This window comes from Mucilaginibacter sp. 21P (assembly GCF_019331605.1).
GTDB classification, from domain to species: Bacteria; Bacteroidota; Bacteroidia; order Sphingobacteriales; family Sphingobacteriaceae; genus Mucilaginibacter; species Mucilaginibacter achroorhodeus.
Genome location: NZ_CP063061.1, coordinates 3,865,718 through 3,881,385 on the forward strand (window position 1 = coordinate 3,865,718; position 15,668 = coordinate 3,881,385).

Annotated in this window: 10 protein-coding genes; 6 read left to right on the forward strand and 4 right to left on the reverse strand. The window is 41.6% G+C overall.

Annotated features, from left to right (window positions below; all coding sequences use genetic code 11):
- Nucleotides 1-15 precede the first annotated feature (15 nt).
- Nucleotides 16-1,209 (forward strand): pyridoxal phosphate-dependent aminotransferase, encoded by a 1,194-nt coding sequence (locus INP83_RS17170; RefSeq protein WP_219125238.1) that lies wholly within the window; start codon nucleotides 16-18, stop codon nucleotides 1,207-1,209.
- Between the two features lie 84 nt (nucleotides 1,210-1,293).
- Here the strand turns inward: INP83_RS17170 and INP83_RS17175 are convergent, their stop codons facing one another.
- The 4 genes from INP83_RS17175 to INP83_RS17190 all read right to left on the reverse strand — a co-directional run bounded on the left by INP83_RS17175 (nucleotide 1,294) and on the right by INP83_RS17190 (nucleotide 8,105).
- Entirely contained in the window at nucleotides 1,294-1,836 is a 543-nt protein-coding gene (locus tag INP83_RS17175) for a hypothetical protein (RefSeq protein ID WP_219125239.1), read from the reverse strand.
- A 366-nt stretch (nucleotides 1,837-2,202) separates the two neighbouring features.
- On the reverse strand, nucleotides 2,203-5,391 hold the full coding sequence (locus tag INP83_RS17180) for an efflux RND transporter permease subunit (protein WP_219125240.1): 3,189 nt from the start codon (nucleotides 5,389-5,391) through the stop codon (nucleotides 2,203-2,205).
- A gap of 61 nt (nucleotides 5,392-5,452) precedes the next feature.
- Nucleotides 5,453-6,607 (reverse strand): efflux RND transporter periplasmic adaptor subunit, encoded by a 1,155-nt coding sequence (locus INP83_RS17185; RefSeq protein ID WP_219125241.1) that lies wholly within the window; start codon nucleotides 6,605-6,607, stop codon nucleotides 5,453-5,455.
- 43 nt (nucleotides 6,608-6,650) lie between these two features.
- Nucleotides 6,651-8,105: a TolC family protein gene (locus INP83_RS17190; RefSeq protein WP_146270065.1), complete on the reverse strand. Its 1,455-nt coding sequence runs from the start codon at nucleotides 8,103-8,105 to the stop codon at nucleotides 6,651-6,653.
- 347 nt (nucleotides 8,106-8,452) lie between these two features.
- Here INP83_RS17190 and INP83_RS17195 point away from each other — a divergent pair, with 347 nt between their 5' ends.
- The 5 genes from INP83_RS17195 to INP83_RS17215 all read left to right on the forward strand — a co-directional run bounded on the left by INP83_RS17195 (nucleotide 8,453) and on the right by INP83_RS17215 (nucleotide 15,665).
- Nucleotides 8,453-9,661, forward strand: a complete 1,209-nt coding sequence (locus INP83_RS17195) for a pyridoxal phosphate-dependent aminotransferase family protein (RefSeq protein ID WP_219125242.1) — start codon at nucleotides 8,453-8,455, stop codon at nucleotides 9,659-9,661.
- 85 nt (nucleotides 9,662-9,746) lie between these two features.
- The gene (locus tag INP83_RS17200; RefSeq protein WP_219125243.1) at nucleotides 9,747-10,865 is read left to right on the forward strand and encodes a hypothetical protein; all 1,119 of its coding nucleotides are present in this window, start codon (nucleotides 9,747-9,749) and stop codon (nucleotides 10,863-10,865) included.
- A gap of 259 nt (nucleotides 10,866-11,124) precedes the next feature.
- Nucleotides 11,125-12,453 carry an inositol-3-phosphate synthase gene (locus tag INP83_RS17205; RefSeq protein WP_219125244.1) on the forward strand — a complete coding sequence of 443 codons (1,329 nt, stop codon included), beginning with the start codon at nucleotides 11,125-11,127 and terminating at the stop codon, nucleotides 12,451-12,453.
- 272 nt (nucleotides 12,454-12,725) lie between these two features.
- Nucleotides 12,726-13,100, forward strand: coding sequence for a GtrA family protein (locus tag INP83_RS17210; RefSeq protein ID WP_219125245.1), 375 nt, complete (start codon nucleotides 12,726-12,728; stop codon nucleotides 13,098-13,100).
- Between the two features lie 15 nt (nucleotides 13,101-13,115).
- Nucleotides 13,116-15,665, forward strand: coding sequence for a DUF5686 and carboxypeptidase-like regulatory domain-containing protein (locus INP83_RS17215; protein WP_219125246.1), 2,550 nt, complete (start codon nucleotides 13,116-13,118; stop codon nucleotides 15,663-15,665).
- Nucleotides 15,666-15,668 lie beyond the last annotated feature (3 nt).

Here is a 15,668-nt window from a genome sequence, read left to right on the forward strand (position 1 = left end):
ACTAACATAAATAATATGAGCGCATTAAGTAACAGGATAAACAACCTGTCAGAATCTCAAACCATTAAAATGGCAAAGATGGGCCGCGAACTGGCCGCTAAAGGTGTAGACGTGATCAGCCTTAGCTTTGGTGAACCCGATTTTCATACTCCTGAGTATGTTAAGGATGCTGCCAAAACCGCCATGGATAAAAACTTTACATACTATACACCGGTTGCCGGTTACCCAGACCTGCGCAAGGCTGTTGTAAAGAAGCTTAAGGATGAGAACAACCTGGATTACACTGATACGCAAATTGTAGTTTCAACAGGTGCTAAACAGGCTATAGCTAATGCTGTGCTTTGCCTGGTAAACCCCGGCGAAGAAGTTATTATACCTACGCCTTACTGGGTATCATACTCAGAGGTAGTTAAACTTGCAGAAGGTGTGAGTGTATTTATTGATACTACCGTTAAAACCAACTTTAAAATAACCCCTGAGCAATTAGAGGCTGCCATAACACCCAAAACTAAACTATTCATGTTCTCATCGCCGTGTAACCCTACCGGTAGTGTTTACAGCAAAGATGAATTGGAAGGTTTAGCCAAAGTATTCGAGAAAAACCCTCATGTTTATATTTTAAGCGATGAGATCTACGAGCATATCAACTTTATTGGCGGCCATGAATCTATCGCACAGTTTGACAGCGTAAAAGACCGTGTGGTGATCATCAACGGATGGTCTAAGGCTTTTGCCATGACGGGCTGGAGAATTGGCTACACCGCATCAAACAGTGAATTTGCAGCTGCTTTTGATAAGATGCAAGGGCAGATCACCTCAGGTACCTGCTCAATCACACAAAAAGCCGGCGTTGCAGCTTACGAAGGAGGTTTAGAGACTGTGCACCAAATGCGCGATGAGTTCCAGAAACGCCGCGATCTTGTTTACGGCTTGCTAAAAGAAATTCCGGGTGTTGAAGTTAACTTACCGGATGGAGCATTTTACTTCTTCCCTAACGTTACTTCTTTCTTCGGTAAAAGCCACAATGGCAAAGTTATTAATGATGCAGATGAGCTATCTATCTTCCTGTTAGAAGAAGCACACGTTGCAACCGTGGGTGGTGATTCTTTTGGTGATAAAAAATCTATACGTATATCTTATGCCGCGGCTGAAGATAAATTGGTAGAAGCAATAAGAAGAATTAAGGCTGCACTTGCTAAATTGGCGTAAACGATTCGAAAAAGCCGTAACATTAAATAAAGAAAGCCTTTCCATTTGGAAAGGCTTCTTTTGTTGTGATTCTTGCTGTTTTAGTTACAATGCGAAACCGTATGCTACGCGTAAACCGATTGTGCCATAGTTATTGCTTTGGCCAGAGAAGTTTTCGTAACGTGCGCCGATGTCCCAGCTGTTGCTTGCCCAGCCGATACCCGGCGATGCAATCAATTTAGTGTTACCATTCTCGCGGGTTTCAAAACCGGCACCTATTTCTGCACCTACGTAAATGTTATTGGAAACAAATGCTTTGATACCTGCTTTAACTGGTACGATTCCAAGATCATCACCTTTAACATCGCCTAAGCCAGGAACGTTAACTGTTTTAGCAAAGAAATTGTAATAACCGGATGTTAATGTTAAAGCCACGTTTGAACCTAAGCCATATTGCAAACGTGCAGTACCACCCAAACCAAAGTTTGATCCGTCATGCAGATTACCTACTGGTGCCAAACCTTCTACACCAATACCAAGTCGCCATGCGCTTTTAGGTGTAGTTTGTGCATTTACGTTAGTTCCGATAAATAGAGCTGCTGCTGTAAAAGCTGCGGCTATAATTTTGGTCATTTTTTTCATTGTCATGTGTTTTAGATTAACATTTTTCAATTGTGATATTGCCCCTTTTGCAAATAGTTTGCCAATATCATCTCAATTAATGTTTTTAAAAACACCGCACACAGTGCATTTAATCTATTTATACAGCTTAAAACAAGGCAATATATACTGATTATCAATTTGGTTCATGTTAATTGTATATTAATTACAGGCTCTTAAGACATTGTAAAGAACCATAAAAATTTACACCAAATTCGTTTATGAAAATAGACAGGCAGTGTATACTCTAATCTATTACAGTCGCTAACAGGGTGGCTATTTTCATCTGTTTTTCATGCCATTATCGTTAAACTAATAAAAAAGCCTCCCTTTTTGGGGAGGCTTTGATTAAAGTTATTCATGCTGGCCTTCGTGATCCAGTTTTGCATCCGGCTTGTAGTTTTTCTCAAGTTCGGCAAGCTTCTCCTTACCATAAGCAAACTTGGTGATGATGTAGTATAACACCGGCACAAAGAATATTGCCAATGATGTTGCGGTAAGCATCCCGCCGAATACCGTCCAGCCGATAGTCTTACGTGATTCCGCACCCGCACCTGATGCAAACAACAACGGCACAACACCAAGTATGAACGCAAGTGACGTCATCACGATAGGGCGTAAACGAAGCCTTACAGCCTCCAAGGTGGCTTTTTCAAGTTCCATACCTCTATCCACACGTTCTTTAGCAAACTCTACAATCAGGATCGCGTTCTTTGCTGCCAAACCTATCAGCGTGATCAAACCTATCTGTGCGTAAACGTTGTTAGTTAGCTTTGGCCAAAATGATAGGAATAGAATCGCACCGAATGCGCCAAGTGGTACGGCCAACAGAACCGAGAATGGTACCGACCAACTCTCATATAAAGCAGCCAGGAATAAGAACACGAATACTATTGACAGTATAAAGATGTAAACCGTCTTAGACCCTGATAACAATTCCTCGCGGCTTAAGCCTGAAAATTCGTAGCCATAACCTTGCGGCAGGGTTTGCGCGGCAACTTCCTGCAAGGCCTTAATAGCGTCACCGCTACTGTAACCCGGCGCCGCGTTACCGTTTATCTCCGCAGAGCGGAAAAGGTTATAGTGCGATATTAATGGTGCATTCTCTATCACCTTATAAGAAGTAAGGGTGCTTAAAGGAACCATCGCCCCTGCGTTATTGCGCACAAAATATTGACCAATGTTACCAATATTTGTCCTGTAGTTGGTATCTGCCTGTGTTACCACCCTAAAATTACGGCCGTAAATGGTAAAGTCGTTAACGTAGGCACTACCCATATAAGTTTGCAATGCGTTGTTTACGTCAGAAAGTTGAACACCTAACTTTTTGGTCTTCTCGCGGTCGATAGTTAACTGATAGGCAGGCGTATGAGCAGTAAAGAACGAGAATGCTTTTGATATTTCGGGGCGTTTATTGATTTCGCCAATAAAGTTCTGCAATACCTTTTCAAAGTTAGTGATCTCACCTCCGGCCTCTTTTTCCTGCAAAATGAACGAAAAGCCACCGGTGTTACCCAAACCGGGAATGGCCGGCGGAGATATTACTACCACGCTGGCTTCCTTAGTTTGCGAAAGCTTTTTTTGCATGATACTTATCAGCGAATCCTTTTGCGTTTCCGGTGTTTTACGCTCGTCCCATGGTTTCAACTGAACAAATATGGTGGCACTGTTTGATTTTGTTGCAAAGTTAACCGCATTTAAACCGCCCAATGCCGCATAGTGATTGATACCGGGAATACTATCCAGCTGTTTCATCATACGGTGCAACACGTCTACTGTACGTTCCGTAGAAGAACCTTCAGGAAGGTCATAAGTTATAATGATACGTCCCTCATCTTCCAAAGGAATAAAGCCCGAAGATTTACCTCTGAATAAAAGTACAGTGCCAACAATAATACATATCAACACAATGACGATGTATTTAGATCCTTTAATGCTTTTATCAACCGCATTACGGTAACGGCCTGTAACCCTGTCAAACCACTTGTTAAATTTATAGAATAATTTATTCAGGCCACCTGAATTTTCATCGATCTTGTGCGGGCGAAGCAACAAAGTACATAAAGCCGGCGTAAGTGATAACGCCACAAAAGCCGAGATCAACACGGAAATAGCGATAGTGATCGCAAACTGTTGATAAAGCCTGCCCACAATGCCCGGTACAAAACCTACCGGTACAAACACCGCAGCTAAGATCAATGCGATAGCAATAACCGGTGCGGAGATCTCCTTCATAGCTTCATGAGTAGCATCCTTAGGGTTCATGCCGTTCTCATCCATATTATGCTGCACCGCTTCTACCACCACAATGGCATCATCCACCACAATACCAATGGCGAGCACGAAACCAAAAAGCGTTAGCGTATTGATTGTAAAGCCTAATGGTATAAAAAATATGAAAGTACCTATAATTGATACCGGGATAGCCAGTACCGGGATGAGTGTTGTACGCCAGTTTTGCAGGAATAAGAACACTACCACGATCACCAAACCTAATGCGATCACTAACGTCTCAATTACCTCGTGCAAGGAAACCCTTACCACAGTAACCGACTCAAAAGGTACCACATAAGCAATATCAGCCGGGAAAGCTTTTTTAAGCTGCTCCATGGTAGCGGTTACATTATCCGCCGTTTCAATGGCATTACTGCCTGGTGCCTGGTATATCAAAAGGTATGATGCCCTTTTGCCATCAATAAATGAGTTACCTGCGTAATTAAACTTACCCAATTGCACACGGGCAACATCTTTTAGGTAAACAAGGGCCCCTGTACTTGGCACTGTTTTAACTACTATATTTTCAAACTCCTCGGGTTTCACCAAACGACCTTTTACCAATACGGTGTATTCGAAGGTTTGCCCTTTAGTTTGCGGGGTTGCACCAACGGTACCTGCAGCTACTTGCGCATTTTGCTCTTGCAATGCGTTAGTAACATCTGCGGCCGTCATGCCCAAAGCAGCAAGTTTATCGGGCTTTAGCCAAATACGCATACTGAAGTCATCGGCACGTGTAAACACGTCACCCACGCCTTTGGTACGCAAGAGCGCATCTTTTACAAATATGTTGGCATAGTTATCCGTAAAAGTAACATCATGCGTTCCGTTAGGAGAATATAGCGCCACAAGCAATAAGATACTCGGGTTACGTTTACGCACCGTTAATCCTAAACGCTGCACCTCTTGTGGTAAGGTGGGCTGCGCAATACCAACTCGATTCTGCACATCAAGCGCTGCAATGTTAATATCCGTACCTACTTCAAAGTTTACGGTCATGCTCATTTGGCCGTTACCGGTACTATTACTTTGCAGGTAGGTCATGCCGGGTGTACCGTTCACCTGCACCTCTACGGGTGTGGCAACGGTTTGCTCAACGGTTAACGCATCTGCACCGGTGTAGTTACCGGTTACCTGTACAGTTGGCGGCGTAATTTCCGGGTATTGCCCAATAGGCAAGCTCAATATGGCCAGCACCCCTACTATCAGGATAACCAGTGATATTACGATTGCTGTTACCGGGCGTCGTATGAAAGTATCTGCGATCATTGTTATGTCTTTTGCTTAAGCCGCCGGATAAAATCCTTTGTCTTATAATGTAAGCTATTCTTTATTTACCTTGTGCGCCGCCTTTATCTCCGCCCGCACCTTGTCCCTGTGAAGCACCAGCCGGTTTACCCAATGTTATTTTACCGCCGTCTCGTAAGCGTTGGAAACCTTCCGTAATTATCTTTTGGCCTGGTTTAATACCCTCCATGATCACCACGTTAGATTGTATACGGGGGCCTAATTTTACCTTCACCTGTTTAGCTATGGTATCTTGGGATAAGAAAACAAAGAACTCGCCCATCTGCTCAGTAACAGCCTTGTAAGGAATTTGCACACGGTCTCCGGAGTCATCATTAAGCACTTTAAGCACACCGCTCATTCCATCTTTCAACTGATCTGATGGGTTAGGGAATTGAACACGTACCTTAATTGCACCTGTTTGGTCGTTAACACCCCTGTCTATAGCGAAGATCTTTCCGCTTTCACCAAAATTGCTGCCATCTGGTAATTGCAGCCTAAATGTCGTGTCGGTATAAGATTTCTGCAGTTTGTAGAATCTGTTGATATCTTGTTCATTGATCACCACATCAAAACCCACAGGATTTTCACTTGAGATGGTATTTAATAAAGTAGTGCCTGCGCTAACCTGAGCACCTAACTTTACCTGCGAGATACCGATGCGGCCTGTAAATGGTGCCTTTATGGTGGCATAAGAAAGATCGGTTGCTGCAGACTCAACACCAGCTTTTGCCACATCAACCTGGCTCTTGGCAGTTTCATAAGTTGCTGATGCCTGATCAACTGTTTGGCGCGCCACAGCATCATTCTTTAACAACATGTTATAACGGTCTATATCTTTTTGAGCCTTGTTGAGGTTAGCCCTCGCGCTTACAAGATTTGCTTTAGCCTGCTGATAAGCCGCTTCATATTTACGTCTGTCTATTTCATATAAAGGCGTACCCTTTTTCACAACAGTACCCTCTTTAAAGAATATACCGGTTATAAAACCTGATACCTGGCTGCGCAGCTCAACATTGTTAAGCGCAGCAACTGTACCCTGATAACTATCATAGTAAAGCGCATCTGATTTTTTTGCCTCGATAACATTTACAGGAGTAGGCGGCATTGCAGCACCCTGCTTCTGAGACTTGCTTTTGCAGGCAGATACCGACAATAGCGCGAGTGCGGCAATGCAGTAGTAGTATGTGTTTTTCATTTTATTTAGTGTCTCTTGAGTGATGTTGAGTGTATCTTTTTATTTATTGAACCGGTAATGTGCCTAATGAACGTTGCAGGTCTATCTTGCTTGAAAGTAATTGAAACAATGCATTTAAATAATTAAGCTGAGCGGTTCGCAGATCCGTTTGTGCAACAATCACGTCCAGATAAGTTTTAATACCTTCACGATATTGCAGGTCAACTACTTTGTAAACGTCACTCGCCAGCGATACGTTTTCGTTAAGTGCTACCCAATTGGTATAAGCGCTCTTATAATTGGCCAGCGCCTGTGCGTATTCGGTACCTATGGAGTTGCGGCTATTAATGAGATCAAGATCCGTACGCTCTACCTGAAGTTTTGCCTTGGCGAGGTTTTGCAAACGCCTGCCTCCCTGGAAAATAGGTATACTAACCGATAAACCGGCAAACGAGGTTGGGAAGGCATCGTTGTAAAGCTTTGAAAAATTATCATTGAAGTAAGCCAAACTGTAACCACCAACCGCTGATACAGATGGTAAAAAGCCCCATTTGTAGTAGGATACGTTTACGTTATCGAGGTTCTTTTGCGTCTGCAGCATACGATATTCAATACGATTAGTATAATTCAATACCTGGTTTGTATCGATCATCGCATCTGTATTTAACGCAGTTGAATCATATGCCAGGCTTATCTTACGATCGGGATTTAAACCCATTACCTGTTTTAAATATGCTGATTTACTTTTGATAGATTCCTCCGTTTGCTTAAGCGATGCAAGGGAATTGTTTAAAGCTATAGTAGCCTGTTTGTAGTCAGTTTTATCAACTACTCCTGCCTGGTAACGTGCATAAGCATCTTTTAAACTACGGCGCAGCCTAACGATATCTTGCTTGATAATATCCAGTTGGCGTTGCGATAACAACACGTCATAAAAGGCTTTACTTACATTTGATACCAAGTCTATTTTAGCACCTTCTGTATTTTGCTTGTAGTATTGCCTGCTATATTTTGAAGCCTTTGAGGCCTGCAACACTTCGTTATTGTAAATAACCTGGCTGGCCGAAACGCCCAGCGTTGAAGTATTATGAGCAATTGCTAAATTTTGCTGCGTTGTGCCTGTACTACCTGTACCAGCACCTGTTCCGGTTCCTGTACCACCAGTGCCAGTACCTGTTCCAACGCCTGTACCGGTTCCGGTTCCTCCGGTGCCGGTACTGCCCCCAACTCCGGTAGCTACACCACCAGCTATAAAGGCCGGGCGCTGAAAATAATGCTGATATTGGTTACTTGATGTAATTTGCGGTAACCAGCTTGCCAAAGCAATTTTAATATCACGTTCATTTATCTGCTCGTCAATGTTTGCTTGTTTTAATTGCGGTTGGTTGCGAAGTGCAAATGCTATACTTTGCTGCAGTGTGACAACTGCCGTGCCTGTATCTTGCCGCGTTTGAGCAAACAATGTTACGGGCAATGTTAGCGTTATAGTGGAAATAATAAAGTATCCAATTTTTTTCATAAATGCTTAGATGCAAAGCTTTAAAACGAATACGGCATACAAAGGTTTGTAGCCTATAAATTAAAAACAGATTAGAAGCCGCGAATATGATATTATTCTAAACTAATTAAAAAACGGCAACAGAAATATTACGGTTTTAGGAGATTACGATGATAATTGGCATAATTTTTAAACTTTTTAGAAGATTTTTAAAAATTGTGGTGGCGAATAACCAAAAATTTTAATTAATTTGCCTGATGAAATTGTGTTAACTCTGTATTAACGGCATGTGCAAAAAATTACATTGATAATGCAAGACATGAAATTATTCATGGTATTTTTACAAAAAATTTAAGCAGTGTTTATAAATGGTTAAAAAATTACACGAGAAGATCGCCCAGTTCCAGGATGCAAATATGATCAGGGCACAGGGACTGTATCCTTTTTTCAGGCCTATTGAGTCTGGACAGGATACTGAGGTGATAATCAATAATCAACGTGTGTTAATGTTTGGTTCAAACTCTTATCTGGGTTTAACCAATCATCCGAAAATAAAAGAGGCAACCAAAAAAGCTATTGACAAATATGGCTCTGGCTGTGCCGGGTCACGATTCCTTAACGGTACGCTTGACATCCACATCGAATTAGAAAATCGCCTTGCCCAATATGTAGGCAAGGAAGCGGCTGTATTATTCAGCACCGGCTTTCAGGTTAACATTGGTGTTTTATCGTGCATTACCGGCAGAAATGATTATTTGATACTGGACGAATATGACCACGCCTCTATTATTGACGGCACCCGTCTTTCGTTCTCCAAAGTTATCAAGTACGCCCACAATGACATGGCTGACCTTGAACGCAAACTGAGCATATTGCCGGAAGAAGCTGTTAAGGTTATTGTGGTTGATGGTATCTTTAGCATGGAAGGTGATATCGTTAAACTACCTGAAATTGTTGAGCTTGCTGATAAATATGGTGTTAACATCATGGTTGACGATGCACACAGTTTGGGTGTTATTGGCCACAATGGTGCAGGTACATCATCGCACTTTGGTTTAACTGATAAGGTTGACCTTATCATGAGCACTTTCAGCAAATCATTAGCATCATTAGGTGGTTTTATTGCCAGCGATGCTGAAACTATAGATTACATTAAACACCGCGCACGATCATTAATGTTCAGCGCAAGCATGACCCCGGGTTCTGTTGCCAGCGTAATTGCTGCATTAGATATTATAGAAAGCGAACCTGAGCGCATTCAAAAGCTTTGGGATAATACCAATTACGCCATGAAGCTTTTAACAGATGAAGGCTTTGACATAGGCGCTACCGAAAGCCCTATCCTACCAATATACATCCGCGACAACGCTAAAACCTTCCAGGTAACTAATTACCTGCAAAAAGCCGGGGTTTTTGTTAACCCGGTAGTATCTCCGGCTGTTCCGTCAGATTCATCGCTGCTGCGTTTCTCATTAATGGCAACGCACACCTTTGCACAAATTGATGAAGCAATTGAAAAGCTGATAGATGCATTTAAAGCGGTAGGTGTAAATACCATCAAAGAAAAAATGCAGTAAAGAAATAAAGTACTATTCAACAGCGCCAGTTTTTAAACTGGCGTTGCTGTTTAACCCCTATTATTAAACCCACACCCACAAAACAATGAAAAGAATTATCCCGGTACAGTCGAAAAAAGAACTGGGCGCGTTTATCGACTTTCCGCACGAGCTTCACAAGAACGACCCTTATTATGTACCGGAATTATTTATTGCCCAACGCGATTTGTTAACTACACATCCGTTTCACAAGCATTCATCATTACAGACTTTCTTAGCATACGATGGCGATAAAATTGTAGGCCGTATTGCTGCTATTTACAACACCAACCACAACAGCTTTAACAACGTTAACGAAGGCTTTTTTGGTTTTTTTGATGTAATTAACGACCAGGAAACAGCAAACCTTTTGCTTAATGAAGCTACAAAATGGGTTAAGGCAAAAGGTGCAAACAACTTGGTGGGCCCTGTTAACCCTTCTACAAACGAGGTTGCAGGTTTATTAGTGAAAGGTTTTGACAGCTCACCAATGGTGATGATGCCTTACAATCCTGAATATTACGTTACGCTGTTTGAGAACTATGGGCTTGCTAAGCTAACAGACATGCTTGCGTGGCATTGGGATGGCAGCAACTATAACGATAAGTCGTTACAGATGTTGGATAAATTACAGGAGCGTTTGAAACGCAATAGCAATGTAGTTATCCGCAAAATAGATATGAAGAACTTTAAGCAGGAAGCTAACACCTTACGCGATGTATACAACAGCGCCTGGGATAAAAACCTTGGATTCTTCCCGATGACCAACGAGGAATTTGATTACACTGCTAAAGACCTTAAAATGATCATCGATCCTGATTTTGCTTTATTGGCAGAACAGGATGGTAAAGTTGTTGGTTTTGGTGTTGCTATACCAGATATTAACCCTATCCTGAAAACTATAAAAAAAGGTCGTTTATTACCGACAGGTATCTTCAAGCTACTTTTCAGCAAAAAGAAGATCAAAGGTATACGTATCATGCTTTTAGGTGTTATTGATGGCTACCGCAAACTGGGCATAGAGGCATGTTTATACGGCTCGATCATAAAAGCTTATAAAGCAAAAGGTTTGGAATATGCCGAAGCCAGCTGGACGCTTGAGAAAAATGATATGGTTAACCGTGCTATTGAGGCCATCGGCGGCGATCAGTACAAAACCTATCGTATCTACCAAAAAGCCATTTAAAACCTTTTTTCATCTGCCTGTAATCTTTATAAATTTTATAAATATTACCACTTGAATTTTGGTTATTTGCCCGGCGTTTGACTAATGCCCCTACATGGTCAAACAACAATAAAATTTGATAGTTAAAGCGGCTTGCGCCATGCCGGCCGCTTCACTATATAACAAGTAATGAAAAACTGATGTACTATTTATCCGGCTGTACTCTCCCTGGGTAAGCTGAATTTACGGCTACATTGCCTTTAAAAACAAACAATAAATAATGAAAATTAACATTAAACCTGCTGAAGGTAAATTAGGTATTTTAATCCCTGGTTTAGGTGCAGTAGCTACTACTTTAATTGCCGGTGTTGAGGCTGTAAAAAAAGGGATTGCCCAACCGGTTGGCTCTTTAACTCAAATGGGCAGCATCCGCTTAGGTAAACGTACCGAAAACCGCAACCCAAAGATCAAAGATTTTGTTCCGTTGGCTAACCTAAACGATATCGTTTTTGGTGGCTGGGATGTTTATGAAGATAACGTGTATGAAGCTGCGGTTAATGCTGCAGTACTTGAGCGTAGCCTGTTAGACCAGGTAAAAGACGGCTTGGAAAAAATTAAACCAATGAAAGCCGCCTTTGATAAAAACTATGCAAAAAACCTTGATGGCTCACACGTAAAAACCGGCACACGTTACGAACTTGCGCAGCAAGTAATGGAAGACATCAAAAACTTCCAAACCGAGAATGGCCTTGACCGCGTTGTTTTAGTATGGTGCGGTTCAACAGAGGTTTACTTTGAAGGCTCTGAGATCCACGAAACACTTGAGGCTTTTGAGCAGGCTTTAAAGGACGATGACAAGCGTATTGCTCCAAGCATGATCTACGCTTACGCAGCTTTAAAATTAGGTGTACCTTTTGCTAATGGCGCTCCTAACTTAACAGTTGATATTCCTGCAATGATAGAACTGGCAAAACAAACCGGTACCCCAATTGCAGGTAAAGACTTTAAAACAGGCCAAACCTTAATGAAAACCATCCTTGCGCCGGGCCTTGCAGCTCGTTCGTTAGGTGTACATGGCTGGTTCTCTACAAACATTTTGGGTAACCGCGATGGTTTGGTATTGGATGATCCGGATAACTTTAAAACTAAAGAAGTTTCTAAACTTGGAGTATTAGAAGATATCCTCAAACCGGAAGACAATCCTGAATTGTACGGCGAGATCTTCCACAAGATCCGTATCAACTACTATCCTCCTCACGGTGATAATAAAGAGAGCTGGGATAACATTGACATTTTTGGCTGGTTAGGCTACAAAATGCAGATTAAGATCAATTTCCTTTGCCGCGACTCTATCCTTGCTGCCCCTATCGCTTTAGACTTAGCTATCTTCTGTGATATGGCAAAACGTGCTAACATGAGCGGTATACAGGAATGGTTATCATTCTACCTTAAATCGCCGCAAACTGCGCCGGGTTTACATGCAGAAAATGATATATTTAAACAACTGATCAAGTTAGAGAACACGCTTCGTTACCTGATGGGCGAAGACCTTATCACTCACTTAGGTTTAGATTACTATGATGATATGTTTGCCGGCCACCAGGCATAAGCAAAGCATATAATATTACTTTTAAACGGGGCTTTCCGCAATAGGAAATGCCCCGTTTTTATTTTGGGCTTATTTTGCGATATTCGCAGAGGCAAAGATATTTAGCTAAAAACCCCTGTTTTTCACGCTTCCGGCATAATAATCGGGCTTAAATTTCGTAGATTGTAACAGTTGCTTTACAAATACGTCTACAGAGTGGGATAGCTATGACAGTTGAAATTTATCCATACAGATAAAACGTCAACGATATTAGGAGCCGTATTTAAAACATAATGGCAACATTTGTAAAAGCGCAAGCCTCTTCATTTGTGGCTTCTGTAGTTGATTTTGGCCTCACCATCTTCTGTAAAGAAGTGCTTGGCGTTTGGTACGTTGCCGCCAGTTTTATAGGCACGGTAAGTGGCGGTGTTACCAATTTTTTGTTGGGTCGAAAATGGGTGTTTAAAAAGAAAAAAGAAAAGACCGTACCCGTGCAAGCCGCAAAATATGTTTTGGTTTGGTGTGGTAATTTGGCTTTAAATACTGGAGGTGTGTTCCTGGTAACGCATTTTTTAAAATTAGATTACAAGATATCAAAGGTAATAGTATCGCTTTTGGTTGGCATATTTTATAATTACTTTCTTCAGAAGAAGTTTGTATTTGCTTAATTTTTAAACTTTTAAATGATTTTTAGCTACCCGTATAAGCATCTGTTACTTATACTTTTTTTATTTACCGGCGTTAGTGCTTTTGCACAAAACACCATAGTGACCGGTACGGTTACAGATGCTGCAAACAAGCAGCCACTCCCTTTTGTAAGCGTTGCTTTTACAGGTACAACAGTAGGTACCAATACAGATAACAACGGTAAATTTGCAATCAGCACATCGCGCACCGTTACTGAGCTAAAGATCAGCTATTTGGGTTACCAGGAAACCGTTATTAAAATACAACCCGGTAAAGAGCAGGTAATTAACATCAGGCTTAAGCCAACCTCACAAAGCCTTAAAGAGGTTACAGTGCAATCAAAAAAGCGCGCTAAATACGACAACGAGAACCCTGCAGTAAAACTGATAAGACAAGTTATCGCCAACAAGCCTAAAAACAGGCCGGAGGCTTATAACTATGTTGAATACAAGGAGTACGATAAAATGCAGTTCTCGCTGAGCAATATTTCTGAGAAAACTAAAGAACGTAAGCTCTTTAGAAAATACAAGTTCATTTTTGAAAATAAGGACAGCACTACCTACCCTGGCAAAACGCTTTTACCCATCTATTTAAAAGAGCGCTTAACGCAGGTTTTCTATCGTAAGAACCCTGAAGCCACCCGCAACAAGGTCCTGGGTGAAAAGTCGGTGGATTTTGGGCCCGGATTTGACACCGAAGGCATTGGCCAATACTTTCAGCACCTCTACGTGAAGGTTGATATATACGATAATGATATTCTTTTGTTGGGCCGCCAGTTTTTAAGCCCTATCTCGGATAACGCGCCAACGTTTTATAAATACTTTATAACCGATACCATTACTTTGGAGACCGGTAAAAAATTGGTGCAGTTAAGTTTTACGCCGCGCAACACAAACAACATTTTGTTTGAGGGTGATATTTTCATAACACTTGATGGTAACTACGCGGTACAAAAAGCAGCGTTGATCGTAAACAGCAACATCAACGTTAACTTCGTTCGTAGCATGAATATCGATCAGGACTTTGAATTAAGTCCTGATGGGCGTTACCATTTAAGTCGCAGCAATACTTTTGCAGACTTTGGTATATCCTCCAAGCGCAAAAGCGGATTATTTGGTTCGCGCACTATTGCACGGCGGGATTTTGTGATCAACAAACCCCGGCCTGATACCACATACCTGACCCCGCCTGAGGTAGATGATGAAGAACTTCGCAACAGGCCCGATAGCTTTTGGGTAAAGGCACGCTATGACACCTTAAGTACCGCCGAATCTAAAGTGTATAAAAACATTGATAGCCTGGTGCATATGCCATCTTTCAGAAGAACCGCTGACATTGTTAACCTACTGTTTGCCGGTTTTAAAAACTTCGGCAAATTTGAGGTTGGCCCCGCCAGCACTTTCTACAGCTTTAACCCGGTTGAAGGCTTCCGTCTTCGCTTAGGAGGTCGTACTACCGCAGATTTTAGCAAGAAGATATTTTTTGAAGGCTATGGCGCATATGGCTTTAAGGATGAACGTTGGAAATACTTTTTTGCAACTACCTACTCGTTAAATGGCAAAAGTATCTATCGTTTTCCGCAGCATTATATCAGGGCAAGTATCCAGCGCGAAACAAAAATACCGGGCCAGGAACTTCAGTTTATTCAGGAAGATAACGTATTGTTATCCTTTAAACGTGGCCGTAACGATAAGTATTATTACAACGACCAGTACCGATTAGAGTATGTGAGTGAATATGCCAATCACTTTTCTTATAAGATCGGTCTTCGTAACCTTATCCAAAGACCGGCGGGTAGTTTAATACCATTCATAAATACCGCAGGTACGCAAACATTTGATAAGCTTACCACATCAGAAGCAACTATCGGCTTCCGTTATGCTCCTAATGAACAGTTTTACCAGGGTAAACTTTTTAGGGCACCCATTATTAATCAATATCCTAAACTGTCTTTAGAATATACCGCCGGTTTAAAGGTATTAGATGGCCAATACAAATATCACAAGCTTGATTTTAGGGGCGAAAAACGTTTCTATGTAGCGCCATTTGGTTTTTCTGATGTAATACTTGAAGCTTCTAAAACCTACGGGCAGGTGCCGTATCCATTGCTGAATATATCACGTGGTAACCAAACGTTTGCTTACGTAATAGATCAATATAACTTGATGAACTTTTTGGAGTTTGTGAGCGATAAATCAGCCAGTATCATTATCGACCATCACTTTGGTGGCTTTTTCTTCAATAAAATACCTTTGTTTAAAAAGCTTAAATGGCGCGAAACTGCATCATTCAAATCGCTATGGGGCGGCTTAAGCAATGAGAATACACCAGCCTTAAATCCAAACCTTTACAGGTTCCCGGCAGATAACAATGGTGTACCAATTACATACGCTTTACAAGGTAACAGGCCCTATACAGAAGTAAGTGCGGGCATCGAAAACATTTTTAAATTTATCAGGTTAGATTACGTTAGACGATTAACATATCTGGAAAACCCTGATGTTGCTAAATGGGGTATCCGTGTGAAAATCAAATTTGACTTTTAATCA

What these genes read in the sequence shown, in the direction of transcription:
- INP83_RS17170 (WP_219125238.1), top strand. Translation starts at nt 16, where the DNA reads ATGAGCGCATTAAGTAACAGGATAAACAACCTGTCAGAATCTCAAACC.
- INP83_RS17175 (WP_219125239.1), bottom strand. Translation starts at nt 1,836, where the DNA reads ATGACAATGAAAAAAATGACCAAAATTATAGCCGCAGCTTTTACAGCA.
- INP83_RS17180 (WP_219125240.1), bottom strand. Translation starts at nt 5,391, where the DNA reads ATGATCGCAGATACTTTCATACGACGCCCGGTAACAGCAATCGTAATA.
- INP83_RS17185 (WP_219125241.1), bottom strand. Translation starts at nt 6,607, where the DNA reads ATGAAAAACACATACTACTACTGCATTGCCGCACTCGCGCTATTGTCG.
- INP83_RS17190 (WP_146270065.1), bottom strand. Translation starts at nt 8,105, where the DNA reads ATGAAAAAAATTGGATACTTTATTATTTCCACTATAACGCTAACATTG.
- INP83_RS17195 (WP_219125242.1), top strand. Translation starts at nt 8,453, where the DNA reads ATGGTTAAAAAATTACACGAGAAGATCGCCCAGTTCCAGGATGCAAAT.
- INP83_RS17200 (WP_219125243.1), top strand. Translation starts at nt 9,747, where the DNA reads ATGAAAAGAATTATCCCGGTACAGTCGAAAAAAGAACTGGGCGCGTTT.
- INP83_RS17205 (WP_219125244.1), top strand. Translation starts at nt 11,125, where the DNA reads ATGAAAATTAACATTAAACCTGCTGAAGGTAAATTAGGTATTTTAATC.
- INP83_RS17210 (WP_219125245.1), top strand. Translation starts at nt 12,726, where the DNA reads ATGGCAACATTTGTAAAAGCGCAAGCCTCTTCATTTGTGGCTTCTGTA.
- INP83_RS17215 (WP_219125246.1), top strand. Translation starts at nt 13,116, where the DNA reads ATGATTTTTAGCTACCCGTATAAGCATCTGTTACTTATACTTTTTTTA.